At 43.0% G+C, this 22,932-nt stretch carries 17 protein-coding genes; 16 read left to right on the forward strand and 1 reads right to left on the reverse strand.

Translation table 11 applies throughout. From position 1 onward, the window contains the following. The first annotated feature begins 28 nt into the window (after positions 1 to 28). Complete coding sequence (locus tag PN836_RS07385) at positions 29 to 2,617, forward strand: tetratricopeptide repeat protein (protein WP_395344603.1); 2,589 nt, start codon at positions 29 to 31, stop codon at positions 2,615 to 2,617. A 22-nt stretch (positions 2,618 to 2,639) separates the two neighbouring features. Here PN836_RS07385 and PN836_RS07390 read toward each other — a convergent pair whose 3' ends face one another. Next, on the reverse strand, positions 2,640 to 3,218 hold the full coding sequence (locus tag PN836_RS07390; protein ID WP_395344604.1) for an acyltransferase: 579 nt from the start codon (positions 3,216 to 3,218) through the stop codon (positions 2,640 to 2,642). A 208-nt stretch (positions 3,219 to 3,426) separates the two neighbouring features. Here PN836_RS07390 and PN836_RS07395 point away from each other — a divergent pair, with 208 nt between their 5' ends. The 15 genes from PN836_RS07395 to PN836_RS07465 all read left to right on the forward strand — a co-directional run bounded on the left by PN836_RS07395 (position 3,427) and on the right by PN836_RS07465 (position 22,932). Then, complete coding sequence (locus PN836_RS07395) at positions 3,427 to 4,419, forward strand: polysaccharide deacetylase family protein (RefSeq protein ID WP_395344605.1); 993 nt, start codon at positions 3,427 to 3,429, stop codon at positions 4,417 to 4,419. A gap of 1 nt (position 4,420) precedes the next feature. Next, positions 4,421 to 6,247: a carbamoyltransferase gene (locus PN836_RS07400; RefSeq protein WP_395344606.1), complete on the forward strand. Its 1,827-nt coding sequence runs from the start codon at positions 4,421 to 4,423 to the stop codon at positions 6,245 to 6,247. 4 nt (positions 6,248 to 6,251) lie between these two features. Next, positions 6,252 to 7,388 (forward strand): GNAT family N-acetyltransferase, encoded by a 1,137-nt coding sequence (locus tag PN836_RS07405; protein WP_395344607.1) that lies wholly within the window; start codon positions 6,252 to 6,254, stop codon positions 7,386 to 7,388. A 3-nt stretch (positions 7,389 to 7,391) separates the two neighbouring features. Beyond that, the gene (locus tag PN836_RS07410; protein WP_395344608.1) at positions 7,392 to 8,048 is read left to right on the forward strand and encodes a GDSL-type esterase/lipase family protein; all 657 of its coding nucleotides are present in this window, start codon (positions 7,392 to 7,394) and stop codon (positions 8,046 to 8,048) included. Next, the gene (locus PN836_RS07415; protein WP_395344609.1) at positions 8,020 to 9,132 is read left to right on the forward strand and encodes an acyltransferase family protein; all 1,113 of its coding nucleotides are present in this window, start codon (positions 8,020 to 8,022) and stop codon (positions 9,130 to 9,132) included. The genes PN836_RS07410 and PN836_RS07415 overlap by 29 nt, the downstream gene beginning before the upstream one ends. Further along, complete coding sequence (locus PN836_RS07420) at positions 9,122 to 11,947, forward strand: hypothetical protein (protein ID WP_395344610.1); 2,826 nt, start codon at positions 9,122 to 9,124, stop codon at positions 11,945 to 11,947. Before PN836_RS07415 ends, PN836_RS07420 begins: the two co-directional genes overlap by 11 nt. After that, entirely contained in the window at positions 11,944 to 12,927 is a 984-nt protein-coding gene (locus tag PN836_RS07425; RefSeq protein WP_395344611.1) for a glycosyltransferase, read from the forward strand. The genes PN836_RS07420 and PN836_RS07425 overlap by 4 nt, the downstream gene beginning before the upstream one ends. A 70-nt stretch (positions 12,928 to 12,997) precedes the next feature. Beyond that, complete coding sequence (locus tag PN836_RS07430) at positions 12,998 to 14,122, forward strand: glycosyltransferase (protein ID WP_395344612.1); 1,125 nt, start codon at positions 12,998 to 13,000, stop codon at positions 14,120 to 14,122. Between the two features lie 4 nt (positions 14,123 to 14,126). Beyond that, a complete protein-coding gene (locus PN836_RS07435; protein WP_395344613.1) occupies positions 14,127 to 15,185 on the forward strand; it encodes a FemAB family XrtA/PEP-CTERM system-associated protein in 1,059 nt (352 codons plus the stop codon). Between the two features lie 10 nt (positions 15,186 to 15,195). Then, positions 15,196 to 17,163, forward strand: coding sequence for an asparagine synthase (glutamine-hydrolyzing) (asnB, locus tag PN836_RS07440; RefSeq protein WP_395344614.1), 1,968 nt, complete (start codon positions 15,196 to 15,198; stop codon positions 17,161 to 17,163). After that, a complete protein-coding gene (locus tag PN836_RS07445) occupies positions 17,160 to 18,269 on the forward strand; it encodes a glycosyltransferase (protein WP_395344615.1) in 1,110 nt (369 codons plus the stop codon). The genes asnB and PN836_RS07445 overlap by 4 nt, the downstream gene beginning before the upstream one ends. Further along, positions 18,232 to 19,716 (forward strand): O-antigen ligase family protein, encoded by a 1,485-nt coding sequence (locus PN836_RS07450; protein WP_395345527.1) that lies wholly within the window; start codon positions 18,232 to 18,234, stop codon positions 19,714 to 19,716. Before PN836_RS07445 ends, PN836_RS07450 begins: the two co-directional genes overlap by 38 nt. Positions 19,717 to 19,760: 44 nt before the next feature. Next, positions 19,761 to 20,990 carry a glycosyltransferase gene (locus PN836_RS07455; protein ID WP_395344616.1) on the forward strand — a complete coding sequence of 410 codons (1,230 nt, stop codon included), beginning with the start codon at positions 19,761 to 19,763 and terminating at the stop codon, positions 20,988 to 20,990. Beyond that, positions 20,977 to 22,059 (forward strand): hypothetical protein, encoded by a 1,083-nt coding sequence (locus PN836_RS07460; protein ID WP_395344617.1) that lies wholly within the window; start codon positions 20,977 to 20,979, stop codon positions 22,057 to 22,059. The genes PN836_RS07455 and PN836_RS07460 overlap by 14 nt, the downstream gene beginning before the upstream one ends. A gap of 3 nt (positions 22,060 to 22,062) precedes the next feature. Beyond that, complete coding sequence (locus PN836_RS07465; RefSeq protein ID WP_395344618.1) at positions 22,063 to 22,932, forward strand: glycosyltransferase family A protein; 870 nt, start codon at positions 22,063 to 22,065, stop codon at positions 22,930 to 22,932.

Below are 22,932 nucleotides of genomic sequence, written 5' to 3' on the forward strand. Positions count from 1 at the left end.
CTTATTCGCTCTTACACGGAGTGAATAAATGTCTAATAGTTTAAAAACATTCGGAATTTTATGTTTCGCAGTCTTTATGAGTGCCTGCTCTCAGCAGCTAAGCGAAGAACAAGCAATTGAAGAAGCAAGCACCGCGATTTCAGAAAATAGACACGATGTCGCAGAAATTATATTAAAAAAGTATCTTGCTAGTGATAAAACATCCGATCCGGCAAGGATACTACTTGCAAAATCTCTGGTACTGCAGGGTGAATACCAAAACGCCATTTATCAATACGATAGAATCAACTCTGCGCTAGACGCCGAAGCCTTTGAGCTTCAGATGGAAGCTCGTTATATGCTCGATGAGAGAGAGCCTCTAATCGAGTACTACGAAGCTAGTCATCGAGACAGCAATATTACCAATGCGGACATTGTCTATGCTTTGGTTAAAGCAAGAGTTCAACAAGACACCACTGCGTTTGATGATATTATTAAAACCTTATCTTCGATAGACCAGACAAACCTTAGCTTTCAACAACTTTTTGCTCAATCTGTGAGCATGTATGAGGCAACGCGCGATACTAGCGAATTCTTAGTTGCACTGGAAGATTTCCAGCAAAACAATCCAAATTACGCCGACAATTGGCTGTTCCTAGAAGTGGCTGCCAATTTTGCACTGGCAGAAATGAACTTTGATCATGCGCTTGCGCTCTTCGAACAGCTCATAGATTTAAGGCCCCAATCACCAAAACCAAGGCTCTCAAAAGCAACAACGCTTGTTTGGGCAGAGCGGTGGGACGAAGCAGAAAGAGCTATCAATCAATTGCTAGCGCGCTACCCTGAACAACCCGTTGTGAACCAATTAAAAGGTCTTGTCTTGATTGAACGACAAGACTTTGAAACAGCTAAGCTCCATATCGAAAAGGCAATTGTAGGAGGTTACGAAACACGCAGAAATTTGCTTATCGCAGCTGAACTTAATTTCGCCCTTGATAACTATGAGCAAGCGATAGATTATCTTGAAAGAGGCCTTCAAGGCGTCACTCAAAATACAAATTATCATAATATGCTCGTTTATTCTCGCGCCAAAGTAGGAGATGAAGAGGCAGTTCTGTCTCAAATCGATAAAGCATCTGTCGTTTCGAGAATTAATATTAGCAATATGGCATCGTTGATAGATGGCATGAGAGAAACCGGCAACACAGAAGGCATTCAAAGACTGGCTTCAACGCTCAAGGATAAAGCAATAGCCGACCCAGCAGTACAGCTTGAAGCGAGCGTGTATCAACTTCAAGGTAATCCTGAAGCTGCATTTCCAGAAATTGTCTCGTCTAGTCAGAATTTTATACAGCAATATTTACGCAGTGATGACTCTGCAACTTTTTCGCCAGAGAGACTGTTCGTTGCAAAGAGCTTTCTTATCGGAGATTTAGTGGAGAATAAGCGTTTCCCCCAGGCACTTGACTTAGCCAACGCGCTTATCGAAAAGTCGCCCGACGAACTCACTAATTACGCCTTTTTAGGCGAGATATATAACGCTCAAGGAGAGTTTGACAAAACCTTAGCGCTGTTTGAAGAAAAGCCTGAAGCCTTAACAAATGCCGCAGCGTACCAATTAGCCACTTCTGCATACCTTGGCTTGTCAAACGTGCAAGCTGCAACTAATACAGTTCGTCGAGCATTAACAGAATTTCCTTATAATATCGTGTTGCTTCAACAGTATGTGTTTGTTGAGAACACCCGCGGTGAGCGTGATGAAGATTTTATTAGCGGACGATATCGAAACCCATCTACCAGCGAGTCCGATAGCATATTCATGAATTTTTACTATGCCATGCATAATGAAATGGATAAAGCTATAGAAGCAATTACGCAATTGTCTGATGATACGCCCAAAAGCATCCTTTATTGGTATACCGTCGCACAAAGCTATATTGAATCAAATGACTTGTCGTCCGCTAAGCAGGCAATTGATAATACTAAAACGCTTGATTTGGTCTCGTATCAAGAGCTTCAATATGTGCTAAGCACTTATCAAACATTGGACGCGAAAGCTGACGAGTTAGAAGTTATCAACAAGTACTTGCCTTCCTTTCCAGTTAACAAAGATATCAGGCTTAGAAAAGTGGCTCTTTTACTGGATCTCCAACAGGCGACAGACGCCTATTCCATGCTGGGTACCTTCGAAGACGACTCTGAAACCTATTTTCGATTAAAAGCCCAAGCCGCATTTAATTCTGGTAATCTCACCGATGCTGGCACATGGTACGATCGAGCTTATCGAGAGTATCCTAATGTTTCCACGGTCATCGACTACGCTCAGTATTTAGTCAGTGTTGGACAGAACGAACGGGCGCGGAATATTCTTGGGCAATTCAACAGCACTCAAGAAACAAACCTCAATACTTTGTTGTTCCAAGCAACACTGGAAAGCGGAAGAAAGTCCATCAGTTTATATGAATCGGTTCTTGAAATAGACGCCACTAATCTGATCGCACTAAATAACGTTGCGCTGCAATTACTCGAGATTGGTGATACACAAAGTGCGCTTGATTACGCGACTCGCGCAAGTGAACAAAGTCCTGATAACGCAGAAGTCAAAAACACCTTGGAGATGGTCAAACAGAAGATGTAGCCCCGGTCATATATGCCTTTACTTAGGTTCTCGTTTTTATCACCTTTGCCGGATTACCAGCAACAATGGATTGAGCGGGAACCTCATTCACCACCACCGAACCTGCAGCAATAATGCTGTTTTCACCCACATTTGACATCACCACTGCGTTATTACCAATCCAACAGTTGGTGCCAATTTGAATTTTTTCAAACACACCTCCTTGTTCTCTAATGGGTTTAGTCAAGTCCTCAAAGTTATGCTGTTGTTTGCCACTTAATATATGAACGCCGCTTCCGATGAGCGTATCTTTTCCAATTTTACATTTCCCGATATTGCTTTGTGGGCCAATATATACGCCTTGTTCAATATCCGTATCCATATGCGAAAGCAAAGTAGCAAAACTCAAAACTACAGTGCTATCGAATCGCGCTAACGCTATTGAGTAAAAAGCGCTTCGCAAGTAACACCCTATTTTACCCGGCAACACACTCAAAAATTGACTATGCGCACTCAGCGCTCCATCTTCATCAAATATACGAAGGAGAAAAAATGTAAGGATTGCTGGCAGTACTATGATGAGTGAAATGAAATAGACTACTTTTTTTATTATGCTTTTCATTGTCGATTTACAGCCTATTGACTTATGCGTTTTGATATAGGTAATTCTCGGGCTAATCGCTCGTTTGTTTGCGCGCTGATCCCCCACAGTTCGAGCATAGAGCATATCAGCAATTACTCCCGTGGAATAAGCGTATTTTGTTGATTTATTCACCGCCGTCGATTAGATTATCATCCTCTTTTATTCTGGTACAGGGAGTTCACAACAGATGCAGACAATGCAGCAGGCAGACAGCGTCAAATTGAAGCTTGAAGACGATCGCCCTTTGCTTATCGTCGTTGTTGACACCGAAGAGGAGTTTGACTGGAGCGCACCTCCCAATCGCAATGAAACAAGCGTTTCACATATGCACAGTTTAGACCTCACGCATAATATCTGTACTGATTTTGGACTCTCTCCCTGTTACGTTATCGATTACCCGATTGCATCTCAACGAGATTCAATCGAAATACTGCGTGCCTATGCGGATAAACAACAATGTGAAATTGGCGCCCATCTACACCCCTGGGTAACCCCTCCAATGACAGAAACGCTCTCCGTTTCCAATATGTACCCTGGAAATCTCGACAAAGAGATTGAGTTTGATAAATTGCAATCGCTTGTGAATCAAATTGAAACCAGTTTCGGGCGTAAACCTACTAGTTACAAGGCGGGTCGCTACGGCTTTGGCACAAATACGCTCAATACAATTAAAGCGCTAGGCTTTAATGTCGACTTGTCTTTTTGCCCGCCTGTAAATCATAGCGCCGATGGTGGGCCCGATTACTCTCACTGCACTTCAGATATTTTTCAATTTCCCGATAGCAATATATTGGGTATCCCCATTACAGGCGCATTTACTGGCGCGCTGGCCAGCATGGCACCGCAAGCTTTCGATGCAGCTAAACGTTTAGAGGCACTGAAAGTGCCGGGTATACTCTCAAGGTTAAATTTATTAGATAGGTTGATTCTATCGCCTGAGGGATATACTTCAGATGAACATATTCGGCTTGCGAAACACCTATATAATAAAGGACAGCGAGTATTCACCTGGAGCTTCCATAGTCCAACCGTTGTGCCGGGATTTACCGAATATGTACAAAGCGATGCAGACCAAGCGCGATATTTAGACGCATTTAAGCGCTTTTTTGATTTCTTTTTTAATGACATGAACGGACGTGCAAGCACGCCGGCACAAATATACAAGATGACGGAGATGTAAAATGATTGTTTTGGGAATATCCCCATTAGACAAAGACGCCACAGTTTCAATTGTCAAGGATGGCAAGGTACTATTTGCGGCTGGTGAAGAACGCTTTTCGCGTAACAAGCAGCAAGATGGATTTCCACATTTTGCTATTGAAAAGGCGCTCGACTACACCGGATTGTCGGTATCCGATATCGATAGGGTTGCCTACGCGTTCTTAGATGCAGAAAAAGAAAAAGAAATATTCACTAAGAATCTGAAAAATGAGCGCGATTTCATTAATGCTTTTGATGCGCCAGACGTGGCAAGCGCCATTAAAGATGCTAAAAAGCGAGTTCCTAACCGCAAAGAAGCTATCCATGGCCTAGATAATCCTAATGAGAAAATGGATAAAAGCATCTTACACAAGACTTACTATAACATGACATCAAAGAGCGATTCGCTCTCCAAAAAAGCCGCTATTGATGGTTCACAATCCTGGGCTGAGGTGGCAGAAGAAGGTCATTTCGCTTATCAAAAACAGTTACTAGATGGTCTGAAGAAATTAGGTTTAGAAGATAAGCTGGTTAGAATCGACCATCACCTGTCTCATGCAGCCAATGCGTATCTTTGCAGTGGATATGATGAAGCGCTCTGTATCACTTTAGATGGCTACGGTACCGGCCTCGCGGGCTCTGTTAGCCTTGCTAAAAACGGAAAAATTAAGCGCTTGCATGGAATTGAATATCCAAGTTCATTAGGCACTATGTACGAGCACGTGACTTCAAGTCTTGGTTTTAAGCCTTCCCGTCACGAAGGTAAGATTGTCGGTTTAGCGAGCTACGGTGACCCCGACATTCTAACTCCCCTGCTGATGAGCCGAATCGAGCAAAAAGACGGCGATTTTAAAATATACCAAGCAAACAACATATATTTATCACGCTTATTAGCTTCTGAGTTTCCGAAGATTGACGTTGCTGCAGCCTATCAAAAAACACTTGAGCTCGTGGCAAGTGAGTTTGTGAGCTATTGGGTTCAAAAAACCGGGATTGACACGGTGGTGTTATCCGGCGGTGTTACTGCAAACGTTAAACTCAACCAGCGTATTTTTGAAGTTGATGGCGTAAACCATATATTTGTATATCCAAATATGGGTGACGGTGGGTGTGGGACCGGCGCGGCGCTCTATTTAAGTAGTAAAGGCGTAGAGCCAACAATATCTAACGCATACTATGGCCCTGACTATAGCGACGACGAAATAAAGCAAACCTTAGAAAAAGAAGGTCTTGCGTACACGCAACCCGAAGACTACGCAGCTAAGGTGGCGCAACTTATTCATAATGGCAATGTAGTGGCTCGATACAGCGGCCGCATGGAATATGGCCCCAGAGCCTTGGGCAATCGCTCAATTATGTACCATGGCCGGGAGCCGGAAGTAAACCAATGGTTAAACAAACGCTTAGGACGAACTGAGTTTATGCCCTTCGCGCCAGTCACTTTGTTTGAGCACGCAGATGAGTGTTATTTGAATGTTAAAGGCGCAGAACATGCAGCTGAATTTATGACAATTACCTTCGATTGCACTGACAAAATGAAGCAAGACTGTCCGGCTGCTGTGCACATTGATGGCACTGCTCGTCCGCAGTTGATAAGACGTGAGGTAAACGAAGGGTATTACGACATTTTGTCCGAATATCACAAAATAAGCGGTATCCCAAGTTTAATTAACACAAGTTTCAATATGCATGAAGAGCCTATTGTATGCTCGGTGGAAGATGCGGTGCGCGCTTTCTTGCAAGGGAAGCTTGATTATTTAGCCATTGGTAGCTTTTTAGTGCACCACCCCGAGAACACCAAAAATTAAATCGGTGAGCAATCAGACTATCAAGGTTGAAATTCAACGGGAATTCAACCTTGATATACTCGCAAGGCAATGGCAAACGCTGGAGCAAGTCTCGACCCATCGCTTTTTCTTATCTTGGCATTGGATATCGGCGTGGCTTAAAACCTTTCCTATATCGCCTATTCTTATAAGAGCTTTTAAAGGTGAGCAAACGCTTGGCTTGGGGTTTTTATGTGAAAAATCATTTCGGCGAAACCGTTTTTTTTCTATTAAACAAATTTTACTGAATGAAGCGGGTATCGGTAACTATGACCAACAATGGATTGAGTACAACGATTTCCTTGTTCACGACAGCTTTCGAGATGACACTCTCAGCACAATGTTAAACGCGATACACAATGAGCTAAATTGGAATGAGTTTGCCCTAGGTGTAAGCGATTCTGCCACTGTAATGAAATGGCAAAAAGTCTTAGGTCTACAGCCATACGTGACATGGAAAACTCGCGCACACCATTTAGACTTAAGCGCGCTTCGACACTCACAGAACGATTACTTAGCGTCACTTTCTAAAAACTCTCGCTCTCAGATAAGGCGAAGTATCAACTTTTATAAAAAACGCGGCGACCTGCGCATAAAGCATGCTAGCACTGTGAATGACGCCTTGGCTATGTTTGATAAAATAGCACCGCTGCACATTGAGCGGTGGGGCGAGGGTTATCAAGAAAGTGGCTTTGCTAACCCGCATTTCGTCAATTTTCACAAACTCATCATCCGTGAAAGTTTTGAAAGTGGGAATGTGGATGTTATACAGGTCAGTGTAAATGAAGATGCAATAGCGTATTTCTACAACTTTATTTACCAACAACGCGTTTATTTTTATCTGAGCGCATTGCAATACGAAAGCGATAACAAAGCCAAACCGGGTTTAGTCGGGCACGCACTGTGTATTCAAGAGTACCTCGACAATGGTATGCAAAGCTACGATTTTATGGGGGGTGGAGAAAAGTATAAAGATAGCTTGTCTACTTGCCACGACCAGTTTTATCGCGTTTCATTTCAGCGGCCTACTGTTGCGCTTAAATTAGAGTCTAGTTTGCGCAAGCTTAAAAATCGCATAAAAAACCATCAAAGTTTGAGCTTTGATGCACCTGAGTCGGACTAGAGCATGAGTAAAAAACGCTATATCGTACTCATATTAGCGTGCATAGGCTTTGCTCTTGCTTCGTTGTGGCTCAGCGAGCGAAACAACCGCCTATTGCTTCGCTATCTTCTGGATGATTATCAATCAACACAAGGGCAATCAACCCTGCTCGTGGGAAGCTCAACTATTGCCCGGTGGCCCACGCAGCAAATGCCGCGTTGTCTGCCTGCTGCAAAACGCGGTTTTGAAAATGGCATGGTGTCGCATGCAAAGCAATATCTTAGCTTGAGCCCTCAAAGTCCTAAGCGCGTTGTGGTGTATGTAGGCGAAAACGACCTGTATCAAAGCGTGGACACAGACACTCTGCGCGACAACACCAGCGCCCTCATTAACGACTTGTTAGCGTCGAGCGTTTCGCAGGTGTATGTATTATTAGTGAAGTATTCACCTAGTCGAGCCAAAAGCCATGCAGAGTTTGATAGTTTTAATCGCTGGTTGGTCGAAAGCTATGCTGAATCAGAAAAGGTCAAACTAGTACCTTTAGATAAAATTGCATCTAGCCACTTTTATGTCGGGGATGGCATTCACCTTAACCACGCAGGGTACAAATTGCTGTCGTCTTGGGTTAATAGGATGTGCACAGGTGAAGCGCTTGAACAGTCGCTTATATTACCTAGATAGCTTGCGCGCTATCTTGATGCTCCTTGGCGTGGTGTTGCATTCGGCTGCGCCATTCACTCAATCAAAATACTGGTTAGTAAGCTATTCCAATTCGTCACTCTTTTTAGATTACCTTAATGCAAGCATTCATAGCTTTAGAATGCCGCTATTCTTTATGATTGCCGGTTTTTTCAGCTTAATGCTAATCGAACGCATGTCCAGTGCCCAATATCTTAGAAATAGGGTGCTGAGGCTTTTACTTCCATGCGTTGTGGTATTATTCACCTTTAACATGCTTCAAGCGCTGGTGCTTACTTATTTCAGCCAAAGCTACGAAGGCTTTGACCTTGAAAATATCCTGTCACATTGGCAAGGACATTTTTCAATATCCCATCTGTGGTTTCTGATCAATTTGTTTATTTATTGCTGTTTTCTGTTGCCAGCAGCTTGGCTGACCCATGCCTTGTTCAAAGACGCTTTAGCGAGGCTTAGCATATATCGTCACAACAAAAGTCTCTGTCTAATACTGGGAATGCTTGCTCTCCCCATGCTCAATACTCTGGTATTAGCTATTGGCCAAGCTGGCCTTCCTATCTATGAAACGTTCTTTATTGTCGGGATGCCATATTATCTAGTCTACTATTCAATATTTTTCTTTGTTGGCGCTTGGATATTTTCCTTTAAAGATCTATTGTCGATTATCGAAAAACAGACTTACCTTTGGTTAACTGCATTGCTGGTGACCAGTGCCGTGCTATATTTTCACCCTTTCGATAACAACAACATAGAAAAAGTGGTGGTGAGCTATCTTGAGGCGCTGAGAATTCTTGTATTGTGCTTGTTTATTTGGAGCGTCTTTAGCAGGCTAGTGGTGCAAAACAATGTAATTTTAAGCAAGCTCTCAAACGCATCCTATACAATCTATCTTTTACATCACTTTTTCGTTGTTGCGCTAGTGGTTCTGTTGATTGAGTCAGGTCTGTCATTACCCCCTATTCCCGCCTTTTTGCTTATAATGACGGTAGTGTATGTGCTTACTTATGTTATTCACGCAAAAGTCATCAATAAAAGTGCTGCGATGACGAGACTCTTGAATGGAAAATAGTCAAGTCTCTGGGTATACTGCAAAGCACGCTCGACATGGTCATATTGCTGATTTGAAAACATTTTCTCTTTGCATCTTCTCCCTACCTGCTGACATCACTAAATGGCATTCGTTTAATTTCGGCTTCCCTGTACCGCAGTCCCAAAAGCTTAGCGTCGATACTCAATTAGCCGTTGTAGATGCACAGCAAAATCGAATCAGCGCTAACATTGAAGCTGTAGGCTTTTGGCCCAATGGCACCATTCGATGGGTTTCGGTGGAGATTAGCTTGTCACCTGGCGCTTTGTGCGGTGATTACTTCCTTGTTCAGACAGAGATTTCGTCGCAAACTAGCAATCAGTCACTGATAGAATCAAAAGACGGTGTTGATATCTCACTCGCTTACGGCGAGCTGAACATAGCCAAACATCGCTTTATGAGCCTTAGCTTTCGTTCTTTGGCCGATAAACCCATCCATTCAAATTTTTGTTTAGCTTTGTCGGATGTTCATGCTGACATCTTGAGTCTTTTGGCACAAAACGATGGCGATATCGATGGCGATAATAATGCGCCTCAGACCGAAGTAAATGCTGCAAATTGGCAACTTGAATCGGTAAATACATCCATAGCCAATCACCAAAACCAAAATGCTGCAAATTGTCATAAAATAGAGCAATACGCGCATTATGTGCTGATTCCTAGTTCGAGCGACAGTAATGACAATGCCGGCTCGTCAGGAACAATGACAAAACGAATCAATTTGAAGGCTGAAGTCACGATTTGGACGAAAGAGAACGTTGTTGACCTTCATTTTTCTATACACAACCCACTTGCTGTGCATGAGCATAGCGGAAAATGGGATTTAGGGGACTTAAACAGCATTCAATTAAAGCATTTATCAATTGATGGCAGAATTGAAGGTGTTGAGCATCAAACACTGATATTGGATGATAAAGCGTATTCAGGTTTTGAAAGTGCTCATCTTACGCAGCACAGCAGCGGCGGCGAGAACTGGAACTGCGCCAATCACGTTGAAGCTGATAATAAAGTTAGGCTTGAAGACCCAAGTGCTGCACTGACCATCACGGATAAGGCTGAAAAAAGGTCTTACGATTGTGGTAGGGCATCACCCGCACTTAAGTTTGGAGGAAGCGAACAAGCAGAAAACAATAGTCTTATCATATTGCCTGTTCACTTCTGGGAAAAGTTTCCCAGCGCGTTAGACCTAATTCAAGCAAGCAATAAAGCTACTTCTGCCAACCTTCAGTACATGCAAACAGGCACTATCCTAGAGCTTCAAGCAGGAGAGACAAAATCTCATCGTTTGCTTTTAGGTATTGGCAATAGTGAACTTAGCGCTAAGGTGCCGCCAGTCAAATTAAATACCGAGCACTTTTGCGACGCCAAAGTGCTACCTTGGTTCGATCAATATTTATTGCAAGACGACCTTCAAAATATGATCAACAAAGGCTTAGATGGAGAATCAAACTTTTTTGCCAAGCGCGAGGCATTAGATGAATTTGGCTGGCGTAATTATGGCGATATTTATGCCGACCATGAGGCACATAAATTTGACGGGAAACTACCCTTTATATCGCACTACAATAATCAATATGACCCTTTATACAGCTTTTACAAGCAGTTTATGCTGTCAGGAGAAATATCATGGAAGTCACTTGCAGATGATTTGCTCGACCATACCTTAAACATTGATATTTACCGCACTGAGCTTGACAAGCCTGACTACAACAATGGGCTTTTCTGGCATACCGACCATTACGTGCAGGCCTGCACGGCAACTCATCGAACCTATTCTAAATATCAAGCCAGCGGCGTTTACTCAAACCATGCTGGCAGCGGCGGCCCAGGCCCTCATCACTGCTACCCAAGCGGATTAGCACTGTCATATTTTTTAACAGCTGACAGACGAGCAAAAGAAACCGTGTTAAACATGGCGCAATGGATGGCTAACATCTATGAGAGTGATGGAAGTTTGTTAGGAAAGCTACTGCAGTTAAAAAACGCCCAATATGTGAAAGTACCGTTCAAAAATAAGCTATTGCTAGGCACTGGGACTGGCACAACGCGAAATTCAATTACCAATCAATATCCGCTTGACAGAGGCACTGGAAATTATCTCAATGTTTTATTAGATGCTTACGACGTATCGCTCGACGAGCATTATTTGAGCGAAGCTGAAAGGGTGATAGTTTGCACCATTGATAGTGACGATAAACTAAGCGACGGCCGATTTGACGATATTGAAGGGACTTGGTTTTATACTGTTTTTCTTCAGGCTGTCGCAAAATATCTCTATATCTTGGGCGCAATGAAGCTATCGCGTCCCGCAGCGCAAACGATCCTTTCGACCTTTCTTCACTATATTGATTATATTCTACAGCACGAAAAACTATATTTAGATCAAGCGGATAAACTTGAGTATGCGAACGACACATGGACGGCTCAAGATATTCGCAAAGTACAGCTGCTCGGTATTGGAAGCTGGTTTGTAAATGAGAACAAGGCTCGAGAATATCGCGAAAAATCGCAAGCCTTACATAGGCAAATAGTAGAACGCCTAGAAAACAGTGACGAAAGTGAGTACACGCGATTATTAGTACTGATGATGCAAAGTTATGGTGGCGTGCAACTAGCAAATCGAAAGCCTAAAGAGTTTAACATTATCCTTGATGACACACGCTATGACGAAGGTGCTTTAAAACGCAGCTTAATTAAACGTATCGCTAGATTTATCAGGAACTATTCATTGAAGAATGAACGCCGAAGTATCGCGCGCAGAATACCTAAACTTCGAAAATGGGTAGGCCAACCGTGAGTAAAAAAGTCAGCTTTATTATTCCGCATATGGGACGCGAAGAACTGTTAGCCGATACGCTACTGTCAATTAGCAGGCAATCCTGCGATCTGACTCAACTTGAGGTTATCATTGTTACTAAGAACCCCTCTCTTGCGCCCGATACGATAAAGCCTGAAACAAATAATGAGGAAGCGGAAAATAGAGAGGGTTCACCGTTAAGTATTAGGGTTTTTCAAGCGCCGCTAGATAAAACCATCTCATTTCAGCGTAACTTTGGTGTTCAGCAGTCAAGCGGCGAATACCTTGCATTTCTAGATGCTGACATTTATTTATCACCGAATTGGGTAAACGCTATGCTCACACTTTTAGAGCAGCATGATGATTTTAGGCTCGTTAGTGCAGTTCAAAAAGCAAGCGAGAGACCCAGTCCCTTAGAAATGCTAAGAACAGCATTAAGTAATGCTCACATAAACTGCAATGTTGAGTTTCTACCCGGTCGTAATTTGTTGCTGAGCAGACATACTTTTAACCAATCGGGAGGTTTTCCCGAGTCCTTAGAGACTTGCGAAGACTATGTCTTTACTCAGCGCGTCGCCGCGCTTGGACACCTTTATTACTCATCTGTTGCAGACTATATTCATTTGGGTGAAGACAAGAAGCTTTGGCCAATGGCCAAAAAGGAAGTCTGGAGAGGTTTATCAAATATTGACTCCTTGAAAGGAAGGAAGATTCCCATCAGTGAGTGGCCAAGTTTTATCGTGCCACCCGCATTCTGCCTGTCGTTTATCTTAGCCATAGTGTGCTCTGTGTTTGGCCTAATCGATTTAGCTATTGTATGTTTGCTTGTGTTTTTCAGCATTTTGTTGGCATATGGCATACGTTTGCGAAGAATCACTTATGGAAACCCTAGCCTTAGGTATATTTTTGCATTCTATCTATTGTATTTCCCAGCGCGTACAATAGGCACAATTCGTGGCGCGTTGCGTTCGAGAACCTAAGGTTTTCGACAGGTTAAACTTACAAAGCCCATTTACTTCGCAGACAACACCAACAAATGAACGCCGATACATGACTAAACCGCATATATTACAATTTATCTGTTCCACAGGCTTCTATGGTGCTGAACGCTGGATTTTGGCACTTTGTAGAAACACGCCAGCAAACGATGCAAAGCATTCCTTAGCCGTTACCCTTGAAGAAAACTCAAAAGACTTAGAGTTGGTAAAAGAATTTAAGCGCGACGGTGGCGATACCTTCGAAGTACCGATGTCTCATAAATTCGACTTTTCTGTGGTAGGGAAACTGGCTGATATTATCAAACGCAAAAAAATCGATATCATTCATACCCACGGCTACAAGTCAGACATACTAGGAATATTGGCGGCAAAACGGGCAAAGATCCCTGTCGTGGTCACCCCGCATGGATTCGAAAACGCCGAGGATTTTAAACTAAGAGCGTTTATTTATTTAGGATGCCAATCAATGCGTTTTGCAGACAAAGTGGTTCCCCTTTCTCCGCAATTGATGAAAGACGTTAAAAAATATGGGATCAAAGCACCAAAGCTTGAATACATTCAAAATGGCGTCGATTTAAGTGAAGTAGAAAAAGTGAAACATGCGCCTGCTAAAATCGCTAGCGAAAAACTGCGCATTGGATTCATTGGTCAAATGATCAGCCGCAAAAACATCATCGATATCTTGGATATATTTGAAGCAATCGCCAGTTCTCGCAGCGATGTAGAACTCATTCTATTGGGCGATGGAGACGAGCGCGCGAGCTTGGAGCAATATTCGAACACATTGACAAGCAAAAGCAACATTCATTTCTTAGGTTACCGAGATGACCGCCTCGACTATCTGCGCAGCTTCGACCTCTTCGTGATGACCTCGACTTTAGAAGGTATTCCAAGATGCTTAATGGAAGCATGCGCAATGGGCATTCCGGTTGCCGCATATAACATCGCTGGTATTGATCAGCTAATTACGCATAATCAAACAGGTCTGTTAGCCGAGTTACATGATAAATCCAGTTTAACTAAATATTGGACAACACTTCTTGACGATAAGGACACTGCCTCGAAATTGGCTGAAAATGCATCAAAACATGTCACGCAGCAGTACTCTGCAAAGCGAATGGCAACGGAATATCTCGGGCTCTTTGAGCGTCTGCTTGCGCTAAACACGGCGAATTAAGGCAATGCCGAATATTACCGTTCACAAAATTGATCAAAACCGTGCCCCTGAGTGGGATGCATATGCGATGCAAAGCGATCATGCGACTGCTTACCATCTTTTTGCATGGGGTCAGGCGGTTGAAGCGGCATATGGATACATTTGCCATTACTTTATTGCACAAAGAGACGGCAGCACCGTTGGTATTCTGCCGCTCGTGGAAATGCGGTCGCTGAATTTACAAAAACTACTGTGTGCCCTTCCCTATTGCGATGTTGGCGGCCCAGTTGCAGACTCTGAGGAAATTAGCATATGTTTGACTGAGCATGCTTTAGATTTTGCAAAGGCATCTCGCATCAGTAACATTGAGCTACGCTCATCGTCACGTAGCTTAGTTGAGGTGCAAGACACCCTCCCTGGCAAAAAAGTGCGAATGATGCTCTCGCTTCCAGATTCATCAGACGGGCTTATGGCGCAATTTAAATCAAAACTTCGCAGCCAAATTAGAAAAGCTGAAAAAAATGGCTTAGTTGCAGAGGTGTCTCACTATCCTCAAGGCAGCAATGAACGTGAAGAATTTTATAACATTATCTCAAGTAATATGCGCAATTTAGGCTCTCCTGTTCATTCGTTTGCATGGTATGAAGAAGTACTTGAAGCTTATAAAGATAGGGCGTTTATTTCACTTGTACGCTTTGAGGGAAAAGCGGTAGGTGCTGCTTTAGTATTGGCCTGTGGCCAGCGCGCAGTGATTCCTTGGGCATCAACTTTAGCTGAATATAATCGCTTGGCTCCCAATATGCTGTTGTATTGGTCAGTCTTAAGTGAAGCGGTTAAAATCGGTGCTAGTAATTTTGATTTTGGGCGTTCAACTGTGGGTGAAGGTACCTTTAACTTCAAAAAGCAATGGGGCTGCAAAGCGCAGGCGCTAGAGTGGGTATCATATTCAAGCGGCAATAAGCTACAAGCCAGCAATGACACGAAAGGAAAAGGCAGAATCATTGTTGAGAGAATCTGGAAGCGTCTACCTTTGGCGGTATCCAATACGATTGGTCCACACTTACGCAAACACATTAGTCTATAGGAAGGAAAACATGTGCGGCATTGCTGGTTTCTCAACCCATGAATACCCAAATTTAAGTAAAGAACATTTGCTTGCAATGGGTAATGCCATTCGGCATCGAGGTCCTGATGCTAATGGCGAATACCTTGATGAGCATATTGGGCTTTGTCATCGTCGTTTAAGCATCTTGGACTTGTCGGAATCAGGCAATCAGCCGATGTTCTCTCAAGATGAGCAATGCGTGATCGTTTTCAACGGTGAAATTTATAACTTCCCAGAACTTCGAACCGAATTAGAGGCGCAAGGAAGCTCATTTGTGTCCAGCACGGATACCGAAGTTATTCTTCATTTGTATCAGAAAATGGGCATAAAATGCCTAGAAAAACTCAATGGCATGTTTGCTTTTGCGCTATGGGATAAACAAGCCCAGTCGCTATTTATAGCGCGCGACCGAATCGGTAAAAAGCCTCTTTATTTTTTGTCGTATGAAAACCGCTTTGCCTTTGCATCTGAAATTAAATCCTTGCTCTGTTTACCCGATGTGCCAAAAGAGATCCGTTCAGATGCGGTATATGATTTCTTTGCCTATCAGTATATCCCGGATCCCAAAAGCATATTCAAACACATACATAAACTTCGACCAGGCCACTTTCTGCTTTATAAAGCGGGCGAAATCAGTATTGAACAATACTGGGATGTGGACTTCTCTGCACAAAGCAATCAATCTGAAGCTGAATTCAAAACCCAGTTGCAAGACTTGGCGCAGGCATGCACCAAACGGCGGATGTTAAGTGATGTTCCACTTGGTGCGTTTTTAAGTGGCGGTGTAGATTCTAGCGGCGTCGTCGCGATGATGGCAAAAGAGATGCAAAATCAGCAGCATAGCTCTGATACAAACCGAAAGAACGAGAAAGATCGCGTTACCACTTGCACCATCGCTTTTGACGACGACAAGTTCAATGAAGCCGAGTTTGCGCAAAGCGTCGCAAATCAATACAACACTGATCACCATGAATTTATGGTGAGTCAAAATGTCAGCGATACATTAGAAGACATTGTGGCCTTTTTTGATGAGCCCTTTGCAGACCCTTCATTAGTGCCGACCTTCTATGTATCCGAACTTGCACGACAAGCCGTGACAGTTGCGATTGCTGGGGATGGCGGGGACGAAGTATTTGCAGGCTACCAAAAATATAACACAGATGATATTGAGAACCGGCTACGTGAAAAGTTTCCTTTATGGATGCGCACGCATGTATTCCCAAGCCTAACAAAGATATTCAGTCGATTTGAAAACAGGGTTCTACGTAAAGCACATTCACTTTTCAGTAGCTTAAGCGTCTCCCCTGCTATGGGCTTTTATCTCACTAACTCACAAATCAAAGATCACCAGTGGCAAAACTTAGTCAAACCTGAGTTTGCAGATGCGCTTGGCGCTTATCACCCAAGTGAAAATACGCTGCGTGCCTATGAAAGTGCGAAAGGCAAAGATCATCTATCCAGAATACTGTACACCGATATGAAAACCTATTTGCCTGGAGGTATTTTGGTCAAGGTGGATAGAATGAGTATGGCAAACTCGTTGGAAGTGCGAGCACCGCTGTTAGACAAAGAGATGATTGAATTCGCTGCCACCATGCCATCTGAATTAAAGTTTAAAGACGGTGAAAAAAAGTATCTATTAAAAGAGGCTTTTAAACACTTACTACCCGATGACATTCTTTATCGAAAAAAAATGGGCTTTTCAGTGCCGCTTGCTTCTTGGTTTCGAGCGGAGCTAAAAGGCCTTGCTGAACGCTATCTTGTCAACACTCCAAAAGGGCTAACACAATTTTTTAAGCAAGCTGAAATTGAACGCCTATGGCAGCAACATCAAAGCAACCAAGCCGATCATTCTAATCTGCTTTGGTCGATGTTGATGTTCGAGTTGTGGTGGCAGCGTTATATGCTTAACGACCAACACGACTCTTATGCGCAAAAAGGCGAAGTTTCAGCATGATAAAAGTTTGCCACCTCACTTACGACATGCGCATAGGCGGCGCCGAAATGGTGATTAAAAATATCATTGAAGGCAGCGATAACGCCGAATTTGATATGAGCCTTTTTTGTCTTGAGACGCCATTAGGTCCTTGGGGTATAGCATTAAAGCAAGATGGTTTAACGGTAGGAGAGTACTCCCGGCAACCGGGATTTGACCTTCAAGCAATTAAGATGATTCGCCAGTTTGTGAAGCAAAACGAAATCGATGTACTGCATTGTCATCAATATACTCCTTGGTTTTACGGCACAATAGCCTGCTTAGGGTTACATACAAAGATCATTTTTACTGAGCATGGGCGTTTTTATCCTGATATACGCTCTCCTAAGCGTCGATTTATCAATCCTATTTTGCGCTTCTTCACCGCTAAGATAACAGCTATATCAAAAGCCACTGCCAATGCCCTGCAAGAATTCGAGTACATTCCACTGCCTTATACTCAAGTCATTTATAATGGAATAAGTGAACAAAATCCTGAACTTAAATGCAATATTCGCAACAGTCTGAATATTGACTCAGACACGCTTATTCTTGGCACCATTGCCCGTTTCGACCCAATTAAGAATCATTTAATGATGCTTGAGGGGCTGCATCTAGCGCTGCAAACGGGGGTGAAGGCTCACTTTTTACTGGTGGGCGATGGCGAGCATCGACAAACAATCGAGCAAAAAATTGAAGCATTAAACTTAGACGGGCATGTCACAATGACTGGCTACATAAGTGCACCATTTGACTACTTGCATGCGATGGACGTTTTCTTACTTACTTCGTTTAGCGAAGGCACATCAATGACCCTCTTAGAAGCAATGAGAGATGCGAAGCCATGCATTGTGACTGATGTGGGCGGAAACCCCGAAGTGATTGAGCATGATTACAATGGTATAGTAATCCCCAGCGGTGACAGCAAGAAACTCGCTAATGCGATAGGGAAACTCGCCGTTAATGAGGATATAAGAGAAGGTATGGGTAAAAAAGCTATTCAACTATTTAGAAAAAAGTTTTCTGCTTCTCAGATGAATATTGCATTTGGTGAAATATACCGAGCGCTGTCAGGACGACAAAACTAGAAAACATGGACGAATTGAATCTCTAAAGGCACATGATTTAAATGATAAGCGCATTATTTTTCTATTTTTCTATTTTTCATTTTTAGTATGCATCGTTAATTCGATACGCATCAGTGCGATTTTTATTTTTGTGCTTTACCAAGCCTACTACTTTTTTAATCCTGCCACGAAATGGTGGGGAACGCACATTCCGGATATTCGATTCTCATTTTACATTGTATTGACGCTGCTGATTATCTGCGCTTATAAATGGAGCAGTCTCAAAGAAAATAAAATCCACAAAGTCCCTCAATTTTGGTTTTTATATATCATGGTGTTGCTTTACGCCCTTGTGACACCAAGTGCCGTCTTTCCTGACCGACAGATCATGGCGCTCGACTATCTGGTGACGGTGGCCATTCTCGTCACAGTTGTTTATAAATTAGTGAGAACGGAACGTGAACTAGACTACATTCTCTGGGGCTACATGGTATTTGCCGGATACTTGGGGTATTACGTCAGTCAATTTGGTAGAACCAGTTCTGGACGGTTCCAAGGCGCTGGCATGGTAGATTCGCCCGATGCGAATGGCGTCGCCGCAGCAATTGCACCTGCACTTGTCCTTTGCTTGTATTATTTCTGGGTCAATCCTAAGTTTCTAAATCGGGTCATTCTGACAATTTTAGGTGCATTTATGGCAAATGCGCTTGTACAGCTTGGTAGCCGCGGTGCATTTTTGGGCGTAGCGGTATCGGTATCAGGTTTTTTGTACTATTTATACTTCTCGAAAATGCGCAAGAAAAATCAGCGGATGAGCGTTGTGTTCCTCACCATTTTTGGCCTTATTGGCGCTGTATCTGTGACTGATAGTGCCTTTTGGCAAAGAATGACAACCATGCTTACGCAGTCTCAAAATATGGAGCAAACCACAACAGAGACTGGCGCTACACGATTTAAGTTTTGGGCCGGCGCTTGGGATATGGCAAAAGATCATCCCTTTGGCAAAGGATCAAGTGCCTTTATTTTTTACTCCCCCGTGTATGTCCCTGAGTCTGTCGCCACTGGCGCCAGTCGAAACAGAGCAGTACACAGCACATGGTTTGAAGCGCTCACTGAAATTGGCTACCTTGGCTTACTAATGCTCATCGGGGTTGTGTATTACAGCTTAATTACGTCAAGACGGGCTGCAAAACGTTTGAAAGAGCAAAACAAGCTGCCTCAATATTATAAAGTAATTGCAATTCAGTGTGCCTTCTTAGGCTTTATTGTGACGATGACCTTCCTTAATCGCTTACGCGGTGAGATGTTGTATTGGTGTATTCTATACTGCTCAATTGCTTATAATTTGTTTTACTTAAAGGCAGAGGCTGCGGAGAAAAACGCTGACATGGAAAATGTGCAACCTAAGCAAGGTGTTACGAAAGCGAGTATATCCACCCGTCGAAGTATTGAGGCTGCTAAAAAATAATGCAACTCGTGAAGCATCATCCAGCACCGAGGAAACCGTAAACCTTGGCAAATATTCTCGTAGTATCACATCGCGTACCCTTTCCACCAAACAAAGGTGAAAAGCTGCGGACCTTCTATCAAATAGAAGCATTAGTAAATCATGGCCATAGCGTCACGGTTGCTGCCCCTATAGAAAGCGAACAAGATAAGGAACACGTTTTAGCATTAGCTAAGCGGCTCAGCATAGCAGTACACACTTTCAAACTGCCCCATAAAATTTTGCGAATTGCACGCGCGTTGTTTAAAAATGAATCAATCAGTAGCGCTAATTTTTATGCAAAGGATTTGTCAGCGTTCTTGCTTCGGCATGTTGAAGACTTTGACATCGTGTATACATGCGCCTCCTCATTAAATAGCTATATTTTTCAGCTCAAACTTCATCAAAAAGCTATTTGCATGAGCGATTTTATGGACGTCGATTCGGACAAGTGGCGACAATATGCAAAAAATGCGAACGTGCTTATGCGCTATGTTTACTCTCGCGAAGCCAAACTGATTAGCGAACTTGAAGACAAAAGTGTCGCATACCTAGCTAGATGTTTCGTGATCGCGCAGGAGGAGAAACGGATATTAGAATCGCAAACAAAAGACACCTTAGCTGACAAACATTCCAATATAGGTGTATTGGGCAATGGGGTAGACGTATCTGAATTTGCGCATTGTCCAAACAAGGCAAACCATATTATTGAACTCGTATTTGTCGGCGTCATGGATTACAAGCCAAATGTAGAAAGCGTGCACTGGTTTGTAGATAACTGCTGGGCTAGAGTGAAAGATGCTGTGCCGAACGCTCGCTTTACTATTGCAGGAATGAACCCGGTTCCGAGCATACAGCGTTTAGAAAAATTGGACGGGATTGAAGTGACAGGTTTTGTGGACGACATTATGCCCTATTTTGATAGAGCACATATTTTCGTTGCTCCGTTTCAAACTGCTAGAGGTGTTCAAAATAAAGTGCTCCAGGCGATGTCATGCGGCTTGGCTGTGGTAAGCACTAAGCTGGGTATTGAAGGGATATTTCACGAAACCGATAAGGATGTGATTATTGCAGATTCAATTGATGACTTTTCCAGTGCGCTTATTCAACTGTCTCAAGATGATGCGCGACGACAGACGCTAGGAAAGTGCGCAAACGAAAGGATCGTAAACGAATATTCCTGGGAGGCTGCCCTCAAACCTCTATTAAGTGCTGTCAGCCTTGCCTCTGTACAGGAAGAACATGATGTCAGCTAAACGTTATGCAATTGGACCAATGGTAGGCTTACCCTCTACTGAGTGGGTGGGGCGTGACGTTGCACAATACATGCAAACACAAAACATAAACGTGGAATTGTTTAAACATTATGAATCGCTATTGGATGTTGACGTCGTTTATGTCATTAAAGTGATGCCAAGCGTAAGCTGGCTACAGAAGCAAAAGGCGCGCGGCAGCAAGCTTATTTATTTTCCAGTGGATATATTTGACCATCCTTGGCGTGAGATTATGTATCGAGAGCATTTTAAATACTTTGATGCCTTCTGCGTGCACAATACTCGCACCCAACCCATATTTAATGTGGAAGATGCTCGCCTGTTCTTTGTAAATCATCATCTAAAATATGAATCAAATCGTTCAGTCGAGCAAACATCTGGTCAAGTCCTTTGGATTGGACATCTGGAATACGTTCCCAGTTTGATCATGTATCTTGCGAAACTTCCTAAGCTCGCTGAAAATGGTTTTTGCATCCTAACGGACTTAGAAAAATATGAATTCTACCGACATCAAATCCAGCAAGAGCTAGATGAAGCAGGTATCGATTACTCTGAAGAGTGGGAAAATGAAGCATCGTTGCTGCTAAGTGGACATAGACTCACGCAATGGAGCGAACAGGAGCAAGCAAAACAACTGCAAAGCTGCGTTGGCGCAATTGATACTAAACTGGATAAATACGGACATAACTTTAAACCCCCCACAAAAGCCCAAAAATATATATTTAATGCGATACCATTCGCATGCCCTAGTACCTCCTATTCTTCTGAGTACTTTCACCAGATTGGCTTTGAAGTTCCCGACTCAAGTGATATTGAAAGCTTGTGCTCAGCCGATTACTTTGCCAAAGTGACTGAGTTTGCAAAAGCTAATCGACACATGGTAGAGATTGATTCCGTGGCTAAATCTTATTTATATGCAGACTCCGCATCAACGTTTCGCCCTAAACCCGGCAGCGTTTGGTTGTCGAACACTAGAAACGCAATTAACCAAATACATGTATTTGTGATTCGCGCGGTTAAAAAGCTCGCAAAAATAATTAAACGGAAGTAGTTCATGCTGTTATTTACCATCGTTGTGCGCCACCCCAAAACCAGTAATAACTATGTTCACGTTTGTACATTGCTCAAGCGAACCATTCGCTCCGTGTGTCAGCAGCAAAACGCTGAATTTTTGTTGGTGGTAGCATGTAGCGAGAAACCGGATTTTGATATAGATGATGAGCGCGTGATCTTCAAAACGATTGATTGCTCTATTCCTAAGACGCGTCACGAAATGTTAATGGATAAGAGTGTCAAGCGCTTAGTCGCGTTTCAAGAAGGGCTTCGACGCACAAAATTTAGCTATTTGATGATGTTAGATGCAGATGATTTAGTTTCAAAGAATCTAGCCAGTTTTATTCTCTCAAGTTTACCAGATGGCGCTTCCGGGGCACGACTCAACGCAGGCTATTTGCTTGACTTTAACAACCAGCGTTTGCAAAAAAAATATGGGTTTAACCATTATTGTGGGAGTAGCCTGATTTATAATATTAATGACGTAATATCGATGCTTGGAGTAAGTAAAAAAGCGTTTATGGCCCTCAACACTCAAGCTGAATTTTTGGAAGCCTGCGACAATTATGTAATGAAAGAGATGCTGGGCGATCACCGTCATCCTAATCATTTCTTTAAATCAAAGAAACGTCCACTGGTGCAAATTTATGAGCCTCTCGCATGCTGGGTGGTCAATAATGGTGAAAATCTTTCCAAAACCACGATCGGACGCGGGGCAAGAACAATGAACTCAGCCATGCTGGAAGAGTTTGCTTTGACCAAAGAGATGAAGCCTGTCGCACCTTCGATTTTAGACCAGTTGATAGAGCAAGGGCGTTTTCTAAAATCAGTGTTTGGACACTATTACCGAACCCTCACCAAGCGTTACTAG

It is taken from the genome of Ningiella algicola (genome assembly GCF_028401415.2).
Lineage (GTDB): Bacteria > Pseudomonadota > Gammaproteobacteria > Enterobacterales > Alteromonadaceae > Glaciecola.